Origin of the sequence: Pseudomonas sp. RW409 (genome assembly GCF_003184125.1) — a bacterium.
Lineage (GTDB): Bacteria > Pseudomonadota > Gammaproteobacteria > Pseudomonadales > Pseudomonadaceae > Aquipseudomonas > Aquipseudomonas chlororaphis_I.
On sequence record NZ_QHHP01000042.1, the window covers coordinates 939,055 to 961,311 of the forward strand.

Here is a 22,257-nt window from a genome sequence, read left to right on the forward strand (position 1 = left end):
GTTGGTTTGTGCGGGTTTTTCCAGGGGCCAGGAGTGTTTATGATGGCCGGCTGCCATGTCGGATGAATGCTGCCCCGCTGGTAATTATTTCAAGGAGATATTGCATGAGCCTTTCGTTTGCCGCCAAGTCCGCGGTGTTGCTGCTATTCATCGGCAGTACTCTCTACGTGCATTTACGCGGTAAGGCTCGACTGCCGGTGCTGCGTCAGTTCGTCAACCATTCGGCACTGTTCGCTCCTTATAACGCCTTGATGTACCTGTTTTCTGGCGTGCCTTCCAAGCCTTACCTGGACCGCAGCAAGTTTCCCGAGCTGGATGTGCTCAAGGACAACTGGGAAGTGATCCGCGACGAGGCCATGCACCTGTTCGACGAGGGTTACATCCGCGCCGCCGAGAAGAATAACGACGCCGGTTTCGGTTCGTTCTTCAAGAAGGGATGGAAGCGTTTCTACCTCAAGTGGTACGACAAACCGCTGCCATCGGCCGAAATGCTGTGCCCGAAGACCGTTGAACTGGTCAGCCGTATTCCCAACGTCAAGGGCGCGATGTTCGCCCTGCTGCCCGGTGGCAGCCACCTGAACCCACACCGTGACCCGTTCGCCGGTTCCCTGCGTTATCACCTGGGCCTGTCCACACCGAACTCCGACGACTGCCGGATCTTCGTCGACGGCCAGGTCTACGCCTGGCGCGATGGCGAAGACGTGATGTTCGACGAAACCTACGTGCATTGGGTGAAGAACGAGACCGACAAGACCCGGGTCATCCTGTTCTGCGACATCGAGCGTCCACTGAGCAACTCGCTGATGACCCGCATCAACCGCTGGATCAGCGGCTGGCTGGGGCGTGCCACCGCGCCGCAGAACCTCGACGACGAGCGCGTCGGCGGGATCAACCAGGCCTATGCCTGGAGCAAGCGTTTCAGCGACCGCATCAGTGGTGTGGTCAAGCAATGGAAACGCCGCAATCCGAAGCTCTACCGCGTCCTGCGTCCGGTGCTGGCGGTGGTGGTCCTGACCGCCCTGGGCTACTGGCTGTTCGGATAAGGCGTTGCAATGAATATCGGGCGCTGGTTATAGTCGGCGCCCGGTGTATCAGAAGACTCACCTTCCTCTTCAGAAAGATCAGCACATGCCTCATTCCCTCATCAACGCGGTAGTCGATTCAGCGGTCAACGCTGGCGTCGTGCCGTGCGGGAACCCGCAGCCTGTGCAGATCAGTCATTACCCCCCACCTGTCAGTAGCACGCCGGTGTGCGCCGTCGTATCACCGCCGGGCGTTGTCGTACGGGGCTGATCAGCAACCTCTGCTGTTGCCCGCGCCCGCCAGAAAAAACTACTGAATTTCAGCCTCGGCTGAGTTGGCCATTTGCCTGATTACAGGTGGTATTCATGTTGCTCATAGCAAAAAAGTCCGCGCTCGCGGCGGCTTCCACGAGCCTGTTCGTCCTGCTCTGGAGCAGTGGGGCGATCTTCTCCAAATGGGGGCTGGCCCATGCCTCGCCCTTTGCCTTCCTGTTGTTTCGTTTCGCCATCGCCCTGTGCGGCCTGGTGCTGTTGATTCCCTTGCTCAAGCTGCGTTTGCCCCGCGGGCGCAAGCCGATGCTGTACGCGGTGGCCACCGGGCTGGTGTTGCTGGGGGCGTACCAGATCTTCTACCTGCTGGCCCTGGACCTGAAGGTCACCCCCGGCGTGATGGCCACCATCATGGGGGTGCAGCCGATCCTCACCGTGGTGATCATGGAGCGTCAGCGTTCCTGGAGCCGGATGTTCGGCCTGGCGCTGGGGTTGGCCGGGTTGATCATGGTGGTCTACCAGGGCATTGGCCTGGCAGGCATGTCGCTGGCCGGGATGCTCTTCGGCCTGCTGGCCCTGGTGAGCATGACCCTGGGCTCGATCATGCAGAAACGCATCAGTGACAACCCGCTGGGCACCCTGCCGGTGCAATACCTGGCCGGGCTGTTGCTGTGCGCGCTGTTCGTGCCGTTCCAGTCGTTTCACTTCGAGCGCAGCGTCGGCTTTATTGTCCCGGCGCTGTGGATGGGACTGGTGGTCTCGGTGCTGGCGACCCTGCTGCTGTACCGGCTGATCGCTCGCGGCAACCTGGTGAATGTCACCAGCCTGTTCTACCTGGTGCCGGCGGTGACGGCCGTGATGGACTACCTGTTCTTCGGTAATCGACTGGCGCTGCTGAGCGTGCTCGGCATGCTGTTGATCATCGTCGGGCTGGTGTTCGTGTTCCGCAAAAACAGCTGATTCAGAAAGTGCCGGGCGCAGCTTTCGACTTGATCGAAGCTGCGCCTTTTTTTGTCTGGGGCGCACCCTTCAGATTGGCCAGGACTGGCCGATAGCAATGGTGGCTTATTGATATTAAATTGCGTTCGCTTTTACCCTATTTATTAAGGCTTTGGGAATAAGACAAACCTTAAAAATTAAAGATTCCTTCTACACTGACGACATACTCTTCAGGCCCAATGGAGATAGTCAGAATGAGTAGCAAGCTGGTTTTGGCAGGTGTCGGCATGTTTCTAGGTTTGAGTGGAATCTGTTCCGCAGCCCCTCAAAGCATCCAGGGAACGATCTATTTTCACGGCAGCATCGTCGAGGAACCTTGCACGCCAAGCTCGACTGCCAATGGCGGGGCCGTATTGAGCCTGCGCCAGTGCCCACAACTGTCGCGGGGTAACGACATCCGGGTGCACGGGGTCGGTCCGTCGAGCACGGTGACGGCCGTCGGCCAGTCGCCGGTCAACGTCAAACTGGTGACGGACAGCGGCAAGGACGGGCGCTACTACGATCAGCACTATGCGCTGGTCGATGGGGCAGGCAAACCGGTGAACTCGGGGACCTACCTGATTACCCTGACGTCGCCATGACTCAGGTATAGCCCAATGCCCGGCGCTAGAGCGCCGGGTATTGAATGGCCGTCACGGATGCCCCCGTTGTTGCTGGAGGCATGCCTTGACGAAAGGCAAAAAAAGACCGGCAAGTGCACCTTGCCGGTCAATCCACAATACGCAGCGGCGGGGCCGCCGCTGCGTGATCAGGGCGGGGTCAGAAGCGGTAGCTGGCGTTCAGGCTCAGGCCGTGTTCGCTGGCACCGCTGCCCAGTTGCCCGCTGTAGGCGGCGCCCAGGCTCAGCTCGGGAGTCACCCGGGTTTCTACCCCGGCTTCGACCACTGCGCTGTTGCGCGAGTAAGCCGCGCCTTCGGTGCGGAACGCATCGCTGCCGTCGAAACGGTAGGTGTTGGACGGCGTCATGCCGGCCAGGGCGTGTTTCCAGCCGGCGCTGCCGAACACGGTCAGCAACTTGCCGTTATCCAGCTGCTTGTCGGCGCTGGCGCGCAGACCCAGGGTGGAGAACGTCTGCTCGTCCGACGCGTGCTTGGCGCGCAGGGCCGCAGGGCCGCCATCTTCCTTGAAGCCTTCGCTCTTGACCTGCACATAGGCCAGGTTGGCGAAGGGTTCCAGCTGTACCGAAGGGCTGAGGTCGAAGCGCCGGCCCAGCTCACCGAAGGCTTGCAGGGTATTGGCGTCGTGCTTGGACTTCAGATGGTCGCTGTAGCCGGCGAAGTTCACCGAACGCTTGGCGTCGATCCGGCTCCAGGTGTACGCCATGCCGCCGCGCAGGTCGAACCCGCTGACCTGTGTTCCGCCATAGACACCCAGATGGATGTTGTCGTTGTCGCTCGAGGAGTCGCGTGACGAACTCTTCAGATCGGTACGGCTGTAGCCGGTCAGCACGCCGACATGGCCGCTGTCACCAACCGCGGTATCGACACCCGTCAGGAAGCCCTTGGTGTCGCTGCGCAAGGTGGCGGTATTGCTGTCACCCTTGACCTCGCCCCAGTTGCCCAGCGTGGTGATCCACGGGGTCAGGCCGGAGTGTGCGTCGCTCGCGGTGTCAGCCGGCTGGGCGACAGTCGCCGAACGCAGACGGCTGTTCGCCGCGTCGCGCACCAGGCGGCTGTCCTGGATCAGCGCCGAACGGGTGGAGTTGTGGAACTCGCCGGACAGTTGATCGAAGGCATCGCGTGCCTGGTGGTCATCGGGCAGATAGGCGATGGCCTCGAACAGTTTGTTGTGCACCGGTGGCGTCAGCGCTGGCACGGCAGAGCCTTTCAGGCTTTGTGCCGCAGTGGCCGTGGCCCGCTGGTTAGGGGTGAAGGCGGCTTCCTGGAACAGGCGAGTCTGCTGCACATCCAGGTAGGCGTTGTGGCTGTCGTAGTTGTCCACCAGGTCATAGAAGGTCGAGACCCAGGTATCGCCCGTCAGCTTGTAACGACCGCTCAGGCCCTGCTGGGTTGCGAGCACCAGATAACGACGGTCCAGCTCGTAGCGTTTGCTGTCGAGTTTGTCCGCGTTGATGATGCTGCCGTCCTCGAGCCGCGCCGCGCCGTTCACCAGCAGCCGGTCGTTGGCCCCGGTGCTCAGCAGTTCGGCATGGAAGGTCGAACCGCTGTGCTGGTCGAGATCGCCGGTCAGGCTCAGAGTGCCGATGGAGTTGCCGGGGGCGATGGTCGCGCCTTTGTGCAGGGTGACGTTGCCGACCTGGCCGTTGCCCGCCAGGGTGGCGCCGTCATACACGTCGGTCGAGCCGCCGAGCTTGCCATTGACGGCCAGGATGCCCGAATCGACGTAGCTGCGGCCGTGGAAGGCGGAGCTGTCGCCGCTCAGTTCGGTGCGCCCGGCACCGCGCTTATAGAGCGTACCGGTGCCGGAGAGGGCGCCGCCGAAGGTGTAGGCGTTGGCACGGTTGAACACCAGGCTGCCGGGTGCGTCGATCTGCACGTCGCCGAGGATCGAGCCGCTGTTGCCGCCGTTCGCGCCGGCCCCCAGTTGCAGGGTGCCGTTGCTGATCAGCGTGCCGCCCTTGTAGGTGTTTTCGCCGGTGAGCACGGTGCTGCCCGTGCCGCGCTGCTCGACCGAGCCGCTGCCGTAGATGACGTGGTCGTACTGGTACTGGTTGTTGCGGTCGAACACCACCTGGCCATCGTTGCCGATATCGCTGAGCACTTCGCCTTGGCTGCCGTTGAAGGCGCCGATGTGCAGGCTGGCGTTCTTGTCGACCTGCACTTGCCCGGCCATGCGGTTGTTCAGCAGCAGTTCGCCGCCCTTGACATTCAACTGGCCGGTGAAGCCGCTGGAGTCACCGTTGAACACGGTCTGCCCGGCGATGTGATTGACGCGGCCCTTACCTTCGAAGCCGGCATCGAACTGGTAGTTGCGGTCGCTGTGGTTGAACTGGACCAGGCCCTGGCCCTGACCGAAGACCACGCGTTTGGCTTCCAGATGGCCTGCGCCCTTGGCGTCGGCGGCCTTGTCGCTGGTCGCGCCCACATAAAGCGCAGCGTTGGAGCTGCTGTCGTTGGCGATCCGCAGGGTGCCACCGCCGACTTTGGCCACGCCCTGGTTGGCGAGTACCAGGCTGGCGTTGCCGCTCTGGCCCACGATCATGTCGCCGAGGGTTTCCCACAGGCTGCCCGTGCCATCGACGCTGGCGCTGCCATTGGCGCCCTGGTTGGCACCGATGATGCCGTCCTGGCTGGTTACCTGGCCGCCATTCTTGATGTCCAGGGCACCGTTGCCGGCACCGCCGACGATCAGGGTCTTGTCGGTGGACAGGGTGCCGTTGTCGACGCTGACCGAACCATTCGAGCCTTTTTGTGCACCGAGGACGGTGTTGCCACCGTTCTGCACCTTGGCGCCGTTGGTGAGCGACAGCGAGCCATTGCCCGACTGGCCCACGATCATGTCACCCAGGCTTTTCCAGAGGCTACCCGCGCCATCGAGGCTGGCGCTGCCATTCGAACCCAGATCGGCAGCGATGATGCTGTCCTGGCTGTTGACCTGACCACCGTTCTTGACGTCCAGGACGCCATTGCCGGCGCCGCCGACGATCAGGGTCTTGTCGGTGGAGAGCGTACCGTTGTCGACGCTGACCGTACCGCTTGAGCCTTTTTTGGCAGCGATGACGGTGTTGCCAGCGGTCTGCACCTTGGCGCCGTTGGTCAGCGACAGCGAGCCGTTACCCGACTGGCCCACGATCATGTCGCCCAGGCTTTTCCAGAGGCTGCCCGCGCCATCGAGGCTGGCGCTGCCAGTGGAGCCCAGGTCGGCAGCGATGATGCTGTCCTGGCTGTTGACCTGACCGCCGTTCTTGACTTCCAGGACGCCGTTGCCGGCGCCGCCGACGATCAGGGTCTTGTCGGTGGACAGCGTGCCGTTGTCGACGCTGACCTTACCGCTTGAGCCTTTTTGCGCAGCGATCACGGTGTTGCCAGCGGTCTGCACCTTGGCGCCGTTGGTCAGCGACAGCGAGCCGTTGCCCGACTGGCCCACGATCATGTCGCCCAGGCTTTTCCAGAGGCTGCCCGCGCCATCGACGCTGGCGCTGCCAGTGGAGCCCAGGTCGGCAGCGATGATGCTGTCCTGGCTGTTGACCTGACCACCGTTCTTGACTTCCAGGACGCCATTGCCGGCGCCGCCGACGATCAGGGTCTTGTCGGTGGAGAGCGTGCCGTTGTCGACGCTGACCGAACCATTCGAGCCTTTTTGCGCAGCGATCACGGTGTTGCCAGCGGTCTGCACCTTGGCGCCGTTGGTGAGCGACAGCGAGCCGTTGCCCGACTGGCCCACGGTCATGTCGCCGAGGGTTTTCCAGAGGCTGCCCGCGCCATCGACGCTGGCGGTGCCAGTGGAACCCAGGTCGGCAGCGATGATGCTGTCCTGGCTGTTGACCTGGCTGCCGTTCTTGACCAGCAGGGTGCCATTGCCGGCGCCGCCGACGATCAGGGTCTTGTCGGTGGAGAGCGTGCTGTTGTCGACGCTGACCGAACCATTCGAGCCTTTTTGCGCAGCGATCACGGTGTTGCCAGCGGTCTGTACCTTGGCGCCGTTGGTGAGCGACAGCGAGCCGTTGCCCGACTGGCCCACGGTCATGTCGCCGAGGGTTTTCCAGAGGCTGCCCGCGCCATCGACGCTGGCGGTGCCAGTGGAACCCAGGTCGGCAGCGATGATGCTGTCCTGGCTGTTGACCTGGCTGCCGTTCTTGACCAGCAGGGTGCCGTTGCCGGCGCCGCCGACCACCAGGCGCTTATCGCTGGTCAGGGTTGACCCGCCGTCGGCGATGAGGGTGCCGGTTGCGCCACGCTCGGAGCCGATCAGGGTGTCGCCCTGGGAGTGGGCTCGGGAGCCGCTTTTGAGGTTCAGGTCGGCGGAGCCGCCTTTGCCGACGATCAGGTCGCCGCCGGTGTTCAAGGTCGCGCCGTTGTTGAAGGTGGCCTTGCCCGTGGCGCCCTGTACGGTGCCCAGGGTGAAGCCGTCAGCGACATTCAGCTTGCCGCTGCCGCCGACATTCAATTGGCCCAGGCCGTTGTTGGCGGTGCCAACGTTCAGGCTGCCGACCGTTCGGGCGCTGTCCAGTTGCGCGACCTGGTTGCTCAGCCCGGGGAGCGGTCGATCGATATTGACCGCCTCATTGCTGGCGGGAGCGCCGTTGCTCCAGTTACCGCTGTTTTCCCAGGCGTTGCTGTCGTTGACGCGATAGGCGTTGCCGTCCTCGTCATAGGCAAAGTGATGGGCGTCTCCGGTCCAGTTCGTCGTGGCGAGTACGGCCGGGGCGAAGGTGCTCAACGCCAGGGCGACGGCGAGCGCGGTGCTGGAGGGTCTGAAACTGTGGGGTGTCATGGTCTTCTTTTCCAAGGCTGTGCCTGTGTGGTCGGAGGAGTGGAAACGGCGTCGGGTGCGCTAGGGATCAGCGGCGCGCGCCGAGGGGTGAAAGCGTTCGATGGCTGCACAGAGGCGCGAGGCGCTTCCCGGCCGGCAGAGGAGTTTTCTGGCTATGAAGTGCAATAGGACCGGTGCTGTAACAGTGCGGCCTGAGTGATCTGTTCATAAGCGTTGAATAACTGATCAAGTTGTCCGGAAAGTTGTGAACGGGCCGGTAACTTAATAAAGAAGGAGGCGGGAATATACGTGGGGAGAGAGGTTGGGAGCTTTTTTTAAACTTTTCAGAAATATCTTTATGGTGGTCGAGAATAATCTTTGTTGGTTGTGGTTAGTTCGTTGTTGTTATCAGTGGAACTGTCTGGTGCGGGCTTTTTTTGCGAATTTTGTTCAAGTTTTATGGGGTTTGGACGAGGGGCAAAAGAAGGGGGTAAAACATAAAGACGGCGGGGTAATGATTTTTTGCTTGAGGGGATGTTTTTATTGAGAGGGCAGTATTTGTTTTTTAGAAGACGATGGTTTTTTATTGTTTTAAGTTTTTTTGCCGAAGGGCGGAAGTTACGGTGTCCGATATGCAGTTCGATTCTGCTCAAGCCTGATCGAGACTGTTGTGCAAGTGGCGAGCGCGCCCATGTTTCAGGACCGCTCGCAATGCCGGGGAATCGACGCGATCAGCGATCCGCCAGTTCCTGGGGCGAGGCGACCCGGGCTCCCGGTTTGAGTACCAGCCACAAGGCCGCAGCGATCAGCACGCCGCCATACAAGTGGGCCATGGACAGCGGCTCGTCCAGCAGCAACGCGCCCCACAGCACCCCGAACGGCGGGATCATGAAGGTCACGGTCATCGACTTGACCGGGCCGATCGAGCTCAGCAGGCGGAAATACAGGATGTAGGCAAAGGCGGTGCAGGCCAGCCCCAGGCCCAGCAACGACAGCCAGACGCTCCAGCCGCCCCAGCTGGCGGGCGGCTGGCTGATGGTGCTGTAGGCGAAGATCGGCAGCAGGAACAGGCTGGCGCCGAGCATGCTGCCCAGGGCCGAGAGGCGACTGTCGAGGCCGCCGGCCTGGTCCAGCCAGCGCCGCGCGAGGAAGCCGGCGAAACCGTAGCAGGTGGTGGCGAGCAGGCAGGCCAGCGCGCCCAGCAGCAGTTCCAGGTCGAATGTCATGGGGCCGGCGCGGGTCAGGATGCCCACGCCGAACAGGCCCAGGCTGACCCCGGCGATTTTTGTCGGGGTCAGTTTCTCGTGGAAGAACAGCCCACCGATCAGCACGCCCATCAAGGGCGTGGTGGCATTGAAGATCGCCGAATAACCGGCCGGCAGCACCAGGGCCGCCACCGAATACATAGTGGCGGGGATGCCGGAGTTGATCACGCCGAGCAGCAGCACGGTCTTGAACTTGCCCTGGAAGTCCCAACTGATGCGCATCAGCGCGAGGATCACCAACAGGCCGGTGGCGGCGATGGAGACGCGAAAGAAGGCCGTGGGAATGCTGCCGATCACTGGAGCGATGATGCGCATGAACAGAAAACTCGCGCCCCAGATCGCGGCCAGGGACAACAAACGCAGGGTATCGACAAGTCTCACGGCGCAACTCCTTTGATGGCCCCTGCAACGGCCCTTTTTTCGGCAGGGCGAGAGTGTTGCCGAGAGACGGGACGCGAGCAATCGCTATCTTGCGGTCGAATGGGCGGGATCCTTCTCGCTACGGAAAAATTGCACTTCTCCTGCACCCGGTTCACTGGCTAAGCTCAGGCCTTTCCGAATTCCCGCAGAGGTCTCACCATGCCGCAGAAATGGCCCGCCGCCGATATCGCTCGAACGATCCTCGATGGCTTCGACGATTACCGCGAGCACTTTCGCCAGATCACCGACGGTGCCCGGGCCCGCTTCGAACAGGCGCAGTGGCAGGAGGCACAGACCGCCTCGGCGGCGCGGATCAACCTGTACGAGGAAAAGGTCGGCGAGACCGTGCAGCGCCTGCGCACGACGTTCGACCTGGAGACCCTGCTCGACGTCAATCAGTGGCCGCTGGTGAAAAGCGCCTATATCAGCCTTATCGACCTGCGCTTCGACGATGAGCTGTCCGAGACCTGGTACAACTCGGCCTTCTGCGGCCTGTTCAGCCACGACCTGATCAGCGACGGCTGCATGTTCATCCACACCACGCGGCCGAGCCTGCGCCGCGCCCGGGCCGCGCAGACCCGCACCTACCGGCCGCAAGGACATCTGTCGACGATGCTCGAACAGATCTTCGTCGACTACCGCTTCAGCGAGGCCTATGCCGACCTGTCCGGCGACCTGCGGCGCCTGGAGTCGCAGCTGCGGGAGAACCTGCCGGACTGGGTGTGCAAGGACCCGGAACTGGCGGTGGAGCTGTTTTCCTCGGTGCTGTACCGCAACAAGGGCGCTTACCTGGTGGGGCGCATCTACACCCACGACGAGCAGTGGCCGCTGGTGATTCCGTTGCTGCATCGTGAAGGGCGGGGCATCCAGATCGACGCGCTGATCACCGACGAAGCCGAGGTGTCGATCATCTTTTCCTTCACCCGTTCCTATTTCATGGTCGACGTGCCGGTGCCGGCGGAGTTCATCGGCTTCCTCAAGCGCATCCTGCCGGGCAAGCACATCGCCGAGCTGTACACCTCCATCGGGTTCTACAAGCACGGCAAGTCCGAGTTCTACCGGGCGCTGATCAACCACCTGGCCAACACCGACGACCAGTTCATCATGGCCCCGGGCGTGCGCGGCATGGTCATGAGCGTGTTCACCTTGCCGGGCTTCAACACCGTGTTCAAGATCATCAAGGACCGCTTCTCGCCGTCGAAAAACGTCGACCGCGCCACGGTGATCGAGAAGTACCGCCTGGTGAAAAGCGTCGACCGGGTCGGGCGCATGGCCGATACCCAGGAGTTCGCCGACTTCCGCTTTCCCCTGGGCAAGTTCGATCCGGCGTGCCTGGCGGAGTTGCTGGAAGTGGCGCCGTCGACGGTGTCGGTGGAGGGCGATACGGTGCTGATCCGCCACTGCTGGACCGAGCGGCGCATGACCCCGCTCAACCTCTACCTGGACCACGCCAACCCGGCCCAGGTGCGCGAGGCACTGGACGACTACGGCCTGGCGATCAAGCAGCTGGCCGCAGCGAATATCTTCCCCGGCGACATGCTGCTGAAGAACTTCGGCGTCACCCGCCATGGCCGGGTGGTGTTCTACGACTACGACGAGATCTGCTTTCTCACCGAAGCCAACTTTCGCCACATCCCGGCGCCGCGCACCCCGGAGGACGAGATGGCGTCCGAGCCCTGGTATTCCATCGGCCCGCTGGACGTGTTCCCCGAGGAATTCCCGCCGTTCCTGTTCGCCGACGCCGGACAGCGCAAGCTGTTCGACCAGCTGCACGGCGAGCTGTACAACGCCGATTACTGGAAAGGCCTGCAGGACGCCATTCGCGCCGGCAAGGTGATCGATGTGTTCCCGTACCGGCGCAAGGACCGGGACAACGAATAGAGGGAGCAGCGGCAAGAGGCAAGTTACAAGCGGCAAGCTAAAAGCGTAAAGCTGCGTTAATCTTGCGGCTTTTCGCTTGAAGCTTGTAGCTGCCTTTATGACCGACCAACTGCTGAAAAACCTCGACCAAGCCATGCTCGCCGACCGCCACCGGTTGCGCCGGCAGCTGCTTGAGCTGCGCAAGAAACCCGACGAGGCCAAGCTTGGGCAGTGGGTCGAACGCATGCAGGCGTCCTGCGCCCAGGTGGCGGCGCGGCGCGCCAGCGTGCCGTCGATTCGCTACGACGACAGCCTGCCGATCGCCGCCAAGCGCGACGAGATCAAGGCGGCGCTGCAAAAGCACCAGGTGCTGATCATCGCCGGCGAAACCGGCTCGGGTAAAACCACCCAGCTGCCGAAGATCTGCCTGGAAATCGGTCGCGGCCAGCACGGCCTGATCGGTCATACCCAGCCTCGGCGGATCGCCGCGCGCAGCGTGGCCAGCCGGGTCGCCGAAGAGCTGGCGACGCCGCTAGGTGCCCTGGTGGGTTACCAGGTGCGCTTCGAGGACCAGAGCGACTCGAACACCCTGATCAAGCTGATGACCGACGGCATCCTGCTGGCGGAAACCCAGAACGACCGCTACCTGGAACGCTACGACACGATCATCGTCGACGAAGCCCACGAGCGCAGCCTGAACATCGACTTCCTCCTGGGCTACCTGAAGACCCTGCTGCCGCGGCGTCCGGACCTCAAGGTCATCATCACTTCGGCGACCATCGACCTGGAGCGCTTCTCCAAGCATTTCGACGATGCACCGATCGTCGAGGTCTCCGGCCGTACCTTCCCGGTGGAAACCTGGTACCGCCCGCTGACCCTGGAGCAGGACGAAGAGGGCAACCGGGTCGAGGACGACCTGACGGTGGACCAGGCGATCCTCGCCACCCTCGACGAAATCGCCGCCCATGAGCGCAGCGAGCGTCGCAGCCCGGGTGACGTGCTGGTGTTCCTGCCGGGCGAGCGGGAGATTCGCGACGCCGCCGAGATGCTGCGCAAGGCCCAGCTCAAGCACACCGAAATCCTGCCGTTGTATGCGCGCCTGTCGCCGGCCGAGCAGCAGCGGATTTTCCAGTCGCACCCGGGCCGCAGGGTGGTACTGGCGACCAACGTCGCCGAGACCTCGTTGACCGTGCCGGGCATCCGCTACGTGATCGACAGCGGTACCGCGCGCATCAGCCGCTACAGCTACCGGGCCAAGGTCCAGCGCCTGCCCATCGAGGCGATTTCCCAGGCCAGCGCCAACCAGCGTAAAGGCCGCTGCGGCCGGGTCGAGCCGGGCATCTGCGTGCGCCTGTACAGCGAAGAAGATTTCAACGGCCGTCCGGAATTCACCGACCCGGAGATCCTGCGCACTAACCTGGCGGCGGTGATCCTGCAGATGCTCCATCTGCGCCTCGGTGAAATCACCGCGTTCCCCTTTATCGAGCCGCCGGACGGCAAGGCCATCAGCGACGGTTTCAACCTGCTGCAAGAACTCTCGGCGGTGGACCGCAACAGCCAGCTGACGCCGCTGGGCCGCCAGTTGGCGCGGCTGCCGGTGGACCCGCGCATGGGCCGCATGCTGCTGGAAGCGGCGAAGCTGGGCAGCCTGCAGGAAGTGCTGATCGTCGCCAGCGCCATGTCGATCCAGGACCCGCGCGAGCGGCCGCCGGAGCGCCAGCAGGCGGCCGACCAGGCCCACGCGCAATGGAAGGACGCGGATTCGGATTTCGCCGGGCTGGTCAATCTGTGGCGCGGTTTCGAAGAGCAGCGCCAGGCGCTGACCGCCAGCCCGCTGCGTAACTGGTGCCGCAAGAATTTCCTCAACTACTTGCGACTGCGCGAGTGGCGCGACTCTCATCGCCAACTGAGCCTGATCTGCCGCGACCTGCAGCTGAGCCTGAACAAGGAGCCGGCCGACTATCCGAAACTGCACAAGGCGGTGCTGGTCGGCCTGTTGAGCCAGATCGGCCAGAAGACCGAGGAGGGCGACTACCTCGGTGCTCGCCAGCGGCGCTTCTGGGTGCACCCGTCGTCCGGGTTGGGCAAGAAGCGTCCGCAGTGGCTGATGACCGCCGAGCTGGTGGAAACCACCAAGCTCTACGCGCGCATGGTGGCGAAGATCGAACCGGACTGGATCGAGCCGCTGGCCGGGCACCTGATCAAGAAGAACCACTTCGAACCGCATTGGGAGAAGAAGCGCGGGCAGGTGGTGGCCTACGAGCAGATCACCCTGTTCGGCCTGATCGTGGTCGGCCGCCGCCCGGTGCATTACGGCCCGGTGGACCCGGTGGTGTCGCGCGAACTGTTTATCCGTGAAGGCCTGGTGCGTGGCGAGATCCAGTCGAAGGCCAAGTGCCTGAGTGCCAACACGCGCTTGCTGGAACAGCTCGACGAACTGGAAGCCAAGGCCCGGCGCCGCGACATCCTCGCCGACGAGGAAACCCTGTTCGCCTTCTACGACGCGCGCCTGCCGGCGGAGATCCACCAGACCGCGACCTTCGACAGCTGGTACCGGGTGCACAGCCAGAAAGACCCGCAGCTGCTGATCATGCGTGAGGAAGACGTGTTGGCCCGCGAGGCCAGCGAAGTCACCGCCATGCAGTACCCGGACACCTTGCAGATCGGCGATCTGGAACTGGCCCTGAGTTACCACTTCGAGCCCAACCATCCACGGGACGGCGTGACCCTGCGGGTGCCGGCGCCGTTGCTGCCGGCCTTGCCCGCCGAGCGTCTGGAATGGCTGGTGCCGGGGCTGGTGGAAGCCAAGTGCATCGCCCTGGTGCGCAACCTGCCCAAGGCGTTGCGCAAGAACTTCGTGCCGGTGCCGGACTTCGTCAAGGCGGCCCTGGCGCGTATCGATTTCGCCCAGGGCTCGCTGCCCCAGGCGCTGGGTCGCGAGCTGCTGCGCATGACCGGGGCACGGGTCAGCGACGAGGCCTGGGCCGAGTCGGCGCAACAGGTGGAAAGCCACCTGCGGATGAACCTGGAAATCGTCGACGCCCAGGGCAAGTTCCTCGGCGAAGGCCGCGACCTGGCCGAGCTGACCGCGCGCTTCGCCGAAGCCAGCCAGGCCGCCCTGGCCGTGCCGCAAACCGCGAAAAGCCAGCAGCCGGTGGAGGCCAAGGTGTTCGCTGCGGTGGCGGAGAAAACCCAGCAGAAGATCGCCGGGCTGTCGATGACGGTGTATCCGGCGCTGGTAGAAGAGGGGGGCACGGTTAAGGAGGGGCGTTTCTCCACTCCGGCCGAGGCCGAGTTCCAGCATCGTCGCGCCTTGCAGCGCCTGTTGCTGCAACAGCTGGCCGAGCCGGCCAAGTTCCTGCGCAACAAGCTGCCGGGGCTGACCGAGCTGGGCCTGCTGTATCGCGAGTTGGGGCGCGTCGACGCCCTGGTGGAGGACATCCTGCTGGCCAGCCTCGACAGCTGCGTGCTGGACGGCGAGGACAGCCTGCCCCGGGATGGCGCCGGCCTGGCGTCGCTGGCCGAACGCAAGCGCGGCAGCTGGACCGAACACGCCGAGCGCCTGGCGCGCCTGACCCTGGATATCCTCAAGCTCTGGCACAGCCTGCAAAAGCGCTTCAAGGGCAGGATCGACCTGGCCCAGGCGGTGGCGCTGAACGACATCAAGTCGCAGCTAAGCCACCTGGTGTATCCGGGTTTTGTCCGCGAGACCCCGGCGCAATGGCTCAAGGAGCTGCCGCGTTACCTCAAGGCCGTCGAGCTGCGTTTCGAGAAACTCGGCAGCCAGGTGCAGAAGGACCGGGTCTGGAGTACCGAACTGGCCGGCCTGTGGAACCAGTACCAGGCCCGCGCCGGCAAACATGCCCAGGAAGGCAAGCGCGACCCGCAGCTGGAGCTGTACCGCTGGTGGCTGGAGGAATATCGAGTGTCGCTGTTCGCCCAGCAACTGGGCACCAAGGCGCCGATTTCCGACAAGCGCCTGAACAAGCAGTGGAGCCAGGTGGAAGCCTGATACGACGCCTGTAACCGCTGCCGCAGGCTGCGATAAGGTCCGAAGGACCTTCCCGCGATCTCAGGGAGCACGCCCTCTTCGAGGTCGATCGCAGCCTGCGGCAGCGGCTACAGCGATCTGTGATAGGGGCGATTACGCTTGCCGATAGGGCCAAACGCCGGCGTTTATGGCAAACTTCGCCGTTATAAATGCCGGCCCCGCGGTTTTGAGCGTTCGCCGCCCGGGCAAAGCGGAATAAAGCGATGTCAGGTCCTATTCCGCCAGTCGGGATAGACCATTTACGGTTTGGTACGACGGTGCCAATACCTTCTGCCTGAACAGAATAGAGGAACGACCGTGCATAACGTCGTCATCAGCGGCACTGGCCTGTACACCCCGGCCAACAGCATCTCCAACGAAGAGCTGGTGGAGTCTTTCAACACCTACGTGCATCAGTTCAACGCCGACAACGCGCAAGCGATCGAGCGCGGCGACGTTCAGGCCCTGACCGAATCCAGCGCGGCCTTCATCGAGAAGGCCTCCGGCATCAAAAGCCGCTTTGTCATGGACAAGGACGGCATCCTCGACCCGCAGCGCATGACCCCGCGTCTGCCCGAGCGTTCCAACGACGAATGGTCGGTGCTCTGCCAGATGGCCATCGGCGCCGCCGAACAGGCCCTGCAACGCGCTGGCAGGACCGCCGCGGACATCGACGGGGTGATTGTCGCCTGCTCCAACCTGCAGCGCGCCTACCCGGCCATCGCCATCGAAGTCCAGGAAGCCCTGGGCATCGCCGGTTTCGGTTTCGATATGAACGTGGCCTGCTCCTCGGCCACCTTCGGCATCCAGGCCGCTTGCAACAGCGTGCAACTGGGCCAGGCCCGGGCGATCCTGATGGTCAACCCGGAAGTCTGCACCGGCCACCTGAACTTCCGTGACCGCGACAGCCACTTCATCTTCGGCGACGCAGCCACCGCGGTGATTATTGAACGGGCTGACCTGGCCACCTCGCCGTACCAGTTCGACATCATCAGCACCAAGCTGCTGACCAAGTTCTCCAACAACATCCGCAACAACTTCGGCTTCCTCAACCGCGCCGCGGAAGAGGGCATCGGCGCGCCGGACAAACTCTTCGTGCAGGAAGGCCGCAAGGTGTTCCGCGATGTCTGCCCGATGGTGGCGGAACTGATCGCCGAGCACCTGCAGGAAAACCAGCTGAACGTCAGCGACGTGAAGCGTTTCTGGCTGCACCAGGCCAACCTCAGCATGAACCACCTGATCGTCAAGAAACTGCTGGGCCGCGAAGCCACCGAAGAGGAAGCGCCGGTGATTCTCGACACCTACGCCAACACCAGTTCGGCCGGTTCGGTGATCGCTTTCCACAAGAACCAGGACGACCTGCCCAGCGGCTCGCTGGCGGTGCTCAGCTCGTTCGGCGCCGGTTATTCGATTGGCAGTGTGCTTCTGCGCAAGCGTTGACAGTCTTATGGATCGCAGCCGCTGAGCGCTGGCCGTCGGCTCCTGCATAGGCCGGCGGCGCTGGGCGGCTGCGATCCCTGATTCCGATTACGAGGCATGAATGTCCGCAGCTGACGACACGCAACTGCTTGAACGCCTGTTGGCCGGCGAGCAAAAGGCCTACAAGGAACTGGTCAGTACCTACCAGAGCGCGATGCGCGCCGTGGCCTACGCCATTGTCGGCCAGCGCCACGCCGACGAAGTGGTGCAGGATGCCTGGCTGTCGGTGGTGCGCAACCTGGCGGGTTTCCAGGGGCGCTCCAGCCTCAAGACCTGGCTGTTGACCATCACCGCCAACTCGGCGAAAAGCCGCTACAAACAAAATCGTCGGGAAGTCCTGCTGGATGACTTGCCGTCCCCCCATGGCACCATTGGCGACGAGCGTTTTTCTTCCGCTGACGGTCACTGGCTGGTGGCGCCGTTCGCCTGGCACGCCGACACCCCGGAAGCCCTGCTCACCGAGGCCGAGCTGCGCGAATGCCTGGAACACACCTTGCTGAGCCTGTCGGAACTGCAGGGCAGCGTGTTGACCCTGCGCGAGCGCCAGGGCCTGGAGTTGGAGGAGATTTGTAATCTTCTGGACATTTCCCTCTCCAATGTCCGGGTGCTGCTGCACCGGGCGCGGCTGAAGATTTTTGCCACGGTGGAGCACTTCGAGGAGACCGGCCAATGCTGACCTGCAAGGAACAAGTGGCACGCTCCAGCGACTATCTCGATGGTCAGCTGAGCTTTCGCCAGCGCCTGATCCAGCGCCATCACCTGTTGTTCTGCCCCAATTGCCGGCGCTTCCTGCGGCAGATGCGCCTGATGCAGGCCACCCTGCGCAAGATGCCCGAAGCGCCTGTCGCCGATGTTGATGCGCTGGCCGAACGCCTGGCCGCCGAGCGCAAGCGCAACGCCTGATTCACCCGACCATCCTCCCGTAGCCGCTGAAGCCTCAAGAGCGCGACCGCTTCGCGCTCGATCGCAGGCTTCGCCAGCGGCTACACCAACGCCTGCAAGGCATACCAATTCCTGTAGCCGCTGCCGCAGGCTGCGATAAGGCCGAAGGCCTTCAGCGATCTTGAAGTCGCCGCGGCCGTTCTCCGAACACGGCCCGGGTCGATCGCAGCCTGTGGTAGCGGCTACATTGGATCCCGTTTTTTCCAAAATCCCCCGCCCAAGGCTCTAGTACAGGCTTTTTGCCTTATTTCGTTTGGAAGTAAAAAAGTTCCGCTGTCATCAAATCTTTATCTATCAGCAACTCCCCTGAAATAACCCGCCGCCAAGATTCCCTCCCAACACAAGCGGGCCTGACTCGCGTGTTTTTTCCAGCGCTACAGACCACCAATTAGGGGAAATCTTCGATGATCCGTAAGCACTTCGCCGGTTTTGCCGCCAGCGCCCTGGCCCTGGCAGTTACCGCCCAGGCTTTCGCTGGCACCGTCACCACCGATGGCGCCGATATCGTAGTCAAGACCAAGGGCGGCCTTGAGGTCGCCACCACAGACAAAGAGTTCAGCTTCAAGCTCGGTGGTCGCCTGCAAGCCGACTACAGCCGCTTCGACGGTGTCTACACCAAGAACGGTGACACCGCCGACGCCGCTTACTTCCGTCGCGCGTTCCTCGAACTGTCCGGCGTGCTGTACACCGACTGGGCCTACACCATCAACTACGACTTCTCCCACAACACCGGCGACTCCGATAACGGCTACTTCGACGAAGCCTCGCTGGCTTACAACGGCTTCAAGCCGGTGTCGATCAAGGTTGGTCGCTTCGACCCGGACTTCGGCCTGGAAAAAGCCACCAGCTCCAAGTGGGTCACCGCGCCGGAACGTAACATCGCCTACGACATGGTCGACTGGGCCAACACCCACCAGAACGGCATGGGCCTGCAAGCTTCCAGCACCTTCGCCGATTCCTTCTATGCCTCGGCCGGCGTGTTCAGCAAGGACACCGACGACACCGACGGCGACAGCGTCAAGCAGGTCAACGGTCGCTTCGTCTTCGCCCCGATGCACGATGCCGGCAACGTCCTGCACTTCGGTGTGAACGTGGCTTCGCGCGATGTCTCCGACACCGCTTTCGACTCCCGTTATCGCACCCGCATGGGCATGCGTGGCGTCGAGACCCTGGGTGGTAACGATGCCGGCACCAACGGCAACCGTCCGGTGCTGGGCGGCAGCTCCAGTTCGCCAGCCGGCTCCTACGACCGTGACACCGCTTTTGGTCTGGAAGCCGCGTTCGCCATGGGCCCGGCCTCGATCCAGGGTGAATACATCACCCGCAAGACCAAGGCTGATTCCAACGCCTACGAAGACATCAAGGGCCATGGCTTCTACGTGCAGGGCGCCTACACCCTGACCGGCGAATCCCGCGGCTACAAGGTTGGCAAGTTCGACGCCATCAAGCCGGCCAACAAAGCCTTCGGTGCCTGGGAACTGTTCTATCGTTACGACAGCATGACCGTCGAAGACGACAACATCACCACCGCCAGCCTGACCCGCGACGTCGGCGATGCCGAAGTCAAGGTGCACAACCTGGGTGTGAACTGGTACGCCAACGAAGCAGTGAAAATCTCCGCCACCTACGTCAAGGCCAAGACCGACAAGGTCACCAACGCCACGGCCGCCAGCGGTGGTACTCCAGCCGCGCGTACCGGCGACGACGACGGCGACGGCTTCATCGTTCGCGCGCAGTACGTGTTCTGATGCCGCTGCACTTGCTGTAAAGAGCTCTTTCTCATCCGTTAAAGCTCCTTTCGTTTCAGCCCCGCTCCGGCGGGGTTTTTTTTGCCCGGCTCCCGGCTAACGCCAGACCGGCAGCAGGTCGAAGCTGAACAGCAGGTGGGCCAGGGCATTGGCCAGGCCGAACAGCAGCACCAGGACGATCATCGGCGTGCCACCCCAGACCCGGTACAGCGGGCTGGCGAAGCGTTTGCGCGAGGCATGGGCGAGCAGGGCCGGGGTGATCACCGCCCAGACGGTCGCCGCCAGGCCGGCGAAGCCGATGGCGAGGATGAAGCCTTCCGGCCAGATCAGCGCGCAGCCGATCGGCGGGGCGAAGGTGACCAGCGCGCTTTTCAGGCGGCCCCGGGGGCTGTCGTCGAAGCCCAGGGAGTCGGCGATGTAGTCGAACAAGCCGAGAGTGACGCCGAGGAACGAACAGGCCACGGCAAAGTTGGAGAACAGGGTGAGCAGCAGGTCGACCCGGGCGCTGTTGAGCATGCTGCCCAGGGCGCTGATCAATACATCGATGGTGCCGCCCTGGCGGGCGATGTCCTTGAACTGATCGCGGGGCAGGGTGCCCATGGTGCAGAGCATCCACACCGTGTACAGGACCAGGGCGATCAGGGTGCCGATCAGCAGGCAGTTGCGGATGCGCTGCGGGTCCTTGCCGTAGTGCTTCATCAGGCTCGGCACGTTGCCGTGAAAGCCGAAGGAGGTCAGGCAGAACGGCAGGGTCATGAACAGATAGGGCAGGTAGTCCGGTTGCGGGTTGCCGCGATCGAGCAAAACCTGTGGCTGCACATGGCCGAGCAGGCCGCCGAAGGTCAGGAAGAAGGCAAGGATCTTGGCGCCGAACACCAGGGTGGTGATGCGGCTGACCGCCGCGGTGCTGAGCCAGACCACCAGGGCCACCGCCAGGGCGAACAGCAGGCCGCCGTTGCGCGAGGAAATCTCCAGGCCCAGGGTGTGGGCGGTGTGGCGGATCACCGAGCCGCTGGCCGAGATATAGGCATAGGTCAGGATGTACAGGACGAACACCAGGGTGGCGCCGTTGAACAGGCTCCAGCGCCGGCCGATCAGGTCGCGGGTGATGGTCGAGAAACTCGCCCCCGGCCGGTAGTTGAGGTTGGCTTCGAGGATCATCAGCCCCGAGTGCAGGGTGCAGAACCACGACAGCACCAGCACCGCGAGGGAGCCTTGGAACCACAGCCCCGACATCATCACCGGCAGCGAGAACATGCCGGCTCCGACAATGGTGCCGCCGATGATCATGGCGCCGCCGATGACCGAGGGCCGGCGTTCGGCGACCGTGCGATGGGAGGTTGAAGGGGATGAAGCGATGGACGTACCGCGCATGGCAAGGCCTGCAATGAAATTGTTATTGGAGGTAGCGAGGGTGCGCCTCGGGCAGCGGGAAACCGGCAGGCCGGCTCCCGCACACCCGGGCGGCGACTCAGCGCAGAGCCAGCAGGCGGCTCAGTTGCTGCGCCATGTGCAGCAGCCGGTCGTCCTGCCCGGGCAAGGCGTCGAACGACAGGCCTACCGGCAGGCTGCCGGCGGCGGCCACCGGTACGCTGACACTCGGCGCCGCCAGGTTGCTGGCCGGATCGGTGTTGCGTACGAAACGCTCGAAATGCTCCTGAGCGCCGCTGTCGCTCAGCAGCGGCGCGGTGCAGCTGACGGTCGGGTAGGCGATCAGGTCGAGCCGGTGCTGCTGGAACAGCCCGGCGTATTCGCGATCCAGGCGGATCTTGCTCATCAAGGCCTGCACGTAGTCCTCATAGGAAATGGCCGGGCTCTCCAACTGCGCCATAAGGGTCTTCTTGATCTGTGGGTCGCGGATCTGCGCCAGGATCTCGAGGAACCGCTCGCCGCAGCCGGCCTTCAGCAGGAAGCGCGGGAAGTCGATGAAGAACTCGAAGATCGGCAGCGGGAACTGGATGCTTTCGTTGATCTCGCCGATCAGGCGGTCGTCCACCGGCACCATCTCCACGCCCTGATCGGCCAGGCAATCGATCGCCGCGCGGCAGTCGCTGTGGACCTTGGTCTCCAGCTCGGACCAGAAGAACTGCTGGGGAATGCCGATGCGCAGGCGCTTGGGCTCGATCGGCGCGGCGCAGGAAGCACCGGTCAGCTGCCGGTGCACGAACAGCGCGTCTTCCAGGCTGCGGGTCAGCAGGCCCGGCGAGTCCTTGGTCTGGGACACCGGGACAATGCCGTCGCCAGGGTAGACCCCGGTGCTCGGGCGGAAACCCACCACGCCGCAGAAGGCCGCGGGAATTCGCACCGAGCCGCCGGTGTCGGTGCCCACCGCGCAGGGCACCAGGCCGGCGGCCACGGCCGCGGCGCAACCGCCGCTGCTGCCGCCGGCGCTGTGTTGCAGGTGGCGCGGATTGACCACCGCGCCGTAGCTCAGGTTGGCCGAGGTCACGCCGAACGACAGCTCGTGCATGTTGTTCTTGCCGGCGACCCGCGCGCCCAGCGCCTTGAAGCGCTGGACGATGCCGGCGTCCGCGGCCGGCTGGTAGTCGGCCAGGCCGGGTGTGCCGGCGGTGGTCGGCAGGCCGCTGGCATTGATGTTGTCCTTGAACGAAACCGGGATGCCGTAGAGCGGCAACTGGCGCTGCTCTGGCGTGCCGGTGTCGCCGCTGAACGCCTGCGGGGCGAAGCTGATGAAGCTGTTCAGGTGCCCGGCGTCGGCGTATTGCTCGAGCAGCGTGCGGTGCCAGGAGTCCAGGCAGAGCTTGCCCTGGCGAAACCCGTCAACGAGCGCTTCGATCGAAAGCTGGCTGTACATGAAAAAGTCTCAACGAAAGTCGGTGGGGGCCTGG

At 63.5% G+C, this 22,257-nt stretch carries 13 protein-coding genes; 9 read left to right on the forward strand and 4 right to left on the reverse strand.

Going from position 1 to position 22,257, the window contains the following annotated elements; genetic code table 11:
* Positions 1–104 precede the first annotated feature (104 nt).
* The 3 genes from DK261_RS31405 to DK261_RS31415 all read left to right on the forward strand — a co-directional run bounded on the left by DK261_RS31405 (position 105) and on the right by DK261_RS31415 (position 2,872).
* Positions 105–1,043, forward strand: a complete 939-nt coding sequence (locus DK261_RS31405; protein ID WP_009047585.1) for an aspartyl/asparaginyl beta-hydroxylase domain-containing protein — start codon at positions 105–107, stop codon at positions 1,041–1,043.
* Positions 1,044–1,388: 345 nt separating this feature from the next.
* Positions 1,389–2,252, forward strand: a complete 864-nt coding sequence (locus DK261_RS31410; protein WP_028681872.1) for a DMT family transporter — start codon at positions 1,389–1,391, stop codon at positions 2,250–2,252.
* A gap of 233 nt (positions 2,253–2,485) precedes the next feature.
* Positions 2,486–2,872 (forward strand): hypothetical protein, encoded by a 387-nt coding sequence (locus tag DK261_RS31415; RefSeq protein ID WP_009047587.1) that lies wholly within the window; start codon positions 2,486–2,488, stop codon positions 2,870–2,872.
* 178 nt (positions 2,873–3,050) lie between these two features.
* Here DK261_RS31415 and DK261_RS31420 read toward each other — a convergent pair whose 3' ends face one another.
* Both DK261_RS31420 and DK261_RS31425 read right to left on the reverse strand, forming a co-directional pair.
* Positions 3,051–7,685 (reverse strand): autotransporter domain-containing protein, encoded by a 4,635-nt coding sequence (locus DK261_RS31420; RefSeq protein WP_110177397.1) that lies wholly within the window; start codon positions 7,683–7,685, stop codon positions 3,051–3,053.
* A 710-nt stretch (positions 7,686–8,395) separates the two neighbouring features.
* Positions 8,396–9,310: a DMT family transporter gene (locus DK261_RS31425; RefSeq protein WP_016702617.1), complete on the reverse strand. Its 915-nt coding sequence runs from the start codon at positions 9,308–9,310 to the stop codon at positions 8,396–8,398.
* Positions 9,311–9,508: 198 nt separating this feature from the next.
* On the opposite strand from DK261_RS31425, the gene aceK reads away from it, so the two are divergent.
* The 6 genes from aceK (at position 9,509) to DK261_RS31455 (ending at position 19,408) form a co-directional block, all read left to right on the forward strand.
* Positions 9,509–11,230, forward strand: a complete 1,722-nt coding sequence (gene aceK, locus DK261_RS31430) for a bifunctional isocitrate dehydrogenase kinase/phosphatase (protein WP_009047590.1) — start codon at positions 9,509–9,511, stop codon at positions 11,228–11,230.
* A gap of 97 nt (positions 11,231–11,327) precedes the next feature.
* Positions 11,328–15,221 carry an ATP-dependent RNA helicase HrpA gene (gene hrpA / locus DK261_RS31435; RefSeq protein WP_110177401.1) on the forward strand — a complete coding sequence of 1,298 codons (3,894 nt, stop codon included), beginning with the start codon at positions 11,328–11,330 and terminating at the stop codon, positions 15,219–15,221.
* Positions 15,222–15,557: 336 nt separating this feature from the next.
* Entirely contained in the window at positions 15,558–16,679 is a 1,122-nt protein-coding gene (locus tag DK261_RS31440; protein ID WP_009047592.1) for a beta-ketoacyl-ACP synthase III, read from the forward strand.
* A 100-nt stretch (positions 16,680–16,779) separates the two neighbouring features.
* Positions 16,780–17,394, forward strand: coding sequence for an RNA polymerase sigma factor (locus tag DK261_RS31445; RefSeq protein ID WP_009047593.1), 615 nt, complete (start codon positions 16,780–16,782; stop codon positions 17,392–17,394).
* Positions 17,388–17,621, forward strand: coding sequence for an anti-sigma factor (locus tag DK261_RS31450; RefSeq protein WP_009047594.1), 234 nt, complete (start codon positions 17,388–17,390; stop codon positions 17,619–17,621). Before DK261_RS31445 ends, DK261_RS31450 begins: the two co-directional genes overlap by 7 nt.
* 443 nt (positions 17,622–18,064) lie before the next feature.
* On the forward strand, positions 18,065–19,408 hold the full coding sequence (locus DK261_RS31455; protein WP_110177403.1) for an OprO/OprP family phosphate-selective porin: 1,344 nt from the start codon (positions 18,065–18,067) through the stop codon (positions 19,406–19,408).
* A 96-nt stretch (positions 19,409–19,504) separates the two neighbouring features.
* Here DK261_RS31455 and mtr read toward each other — a convergent pair whose 3' ends face one another.
* Positions 19,505–20,782 (reverse strand): tryptophan permease, encoded by a 1,278-nt coding sequence (gene mtr, locus DK261_RS31460; protein ID WP_101281969.1) that lies wholly within the window; start codon positions 20,780–20,782, stop codon positions 19,505–19,507.
* A gap of 97 nt (positions 20,783–20,879) precedes the next feature.
* A complete protein-coding gene (locus tag DK261_RS31465; protein WP_110177405.1) occupies positions 20,880–22,223 on the reverse strand; it encodes an amidase family protein in 1,344 nt (447 codons plus the stop codon).
* Positions 22,224–22,257 lie beyond the last annotated feature (34 nt).

Excerpts from the sequence above, each read along its gene's own strand:
- DK261_RS31405 (WP_009047585.1), top strand. The coding sequence starts at position 105 with ATGAGCCTTTCGTTTGCCGCCAAGTCCGCGGTGTTGCTGCTATTCATC.
- DK261_RS31410 (WP_028681872.1), top strand. The coding sequence starts at position 1,389 with ATGTTGCTCATAGCAAAAAAGTCCGCGCTCGCGGCGGCTTCCACGAGC.
- DK261_RS31415 (WP_009047587.1), top strand. The coding sequence starts at position 2,486 with ATGAGTAGCAAGCTGGTTTTGGCAGGTGTCGGCATGTTTCTAGGTTTG.
- DK261_RS31420 (WP_110177397.1), bottom strand. The coding sequence starts at position 7,685 with ATGACACCCCACAGTTTCAGACCCTCCAGCACCGCGCTCGCCGTCGCC.
- aceK (WP_009047590.1), top strand. The coding sequence starts at position 9,509 with ATGCCGCAGAAATGGCCCGCCGCCGATATCGCTCGAACGATCCTCGAT.
- hrpA (WP_110177401.1), top strand. The coding sequence starts at position 11,328 with ATGACCGACCAACTGCTGAAAAACCTCGACCAAGCCATGCTCGCCGAC.
- DK261_RS31445 (WP_009047593.1), top strand. The coding sequence starts at position 16,780 with ATGTCCGCAGCTGACGACACGCAACTGCTTGAACGCCTGTTGGCCGGC.
- DK261_RS31450 (WP_009047594.1), top strand. The coding sequence starts at position 17,388 with ATGCTGACCTGCAAGGAACAAGTGGCACGCTCCAGCGACTATCTCGAT.
- DK261_RS31455 (WP_110177403.1), top strand. The coding sequence starts at position 18,065 with ATGATCCGTAAGCACTTCGCCGGTTTTGCCGCCAGCGCCCTGGCCCTG.
- mtr (WP_101281969.1), bottom strand. The coding sequence starts at position 20,782 with ATGCGCGGTACGTCCATCGCTTCATCCCCTTCAACCTCCCATCGCACG.
- DK261_RS31465 (WP_110177405.1), bottom strand. The coding sequence starts at position 22,223 with ATGTACAGCCAGCTTTCGATCGAAGCGCTCGTTGACGGGTTTCGCCAG.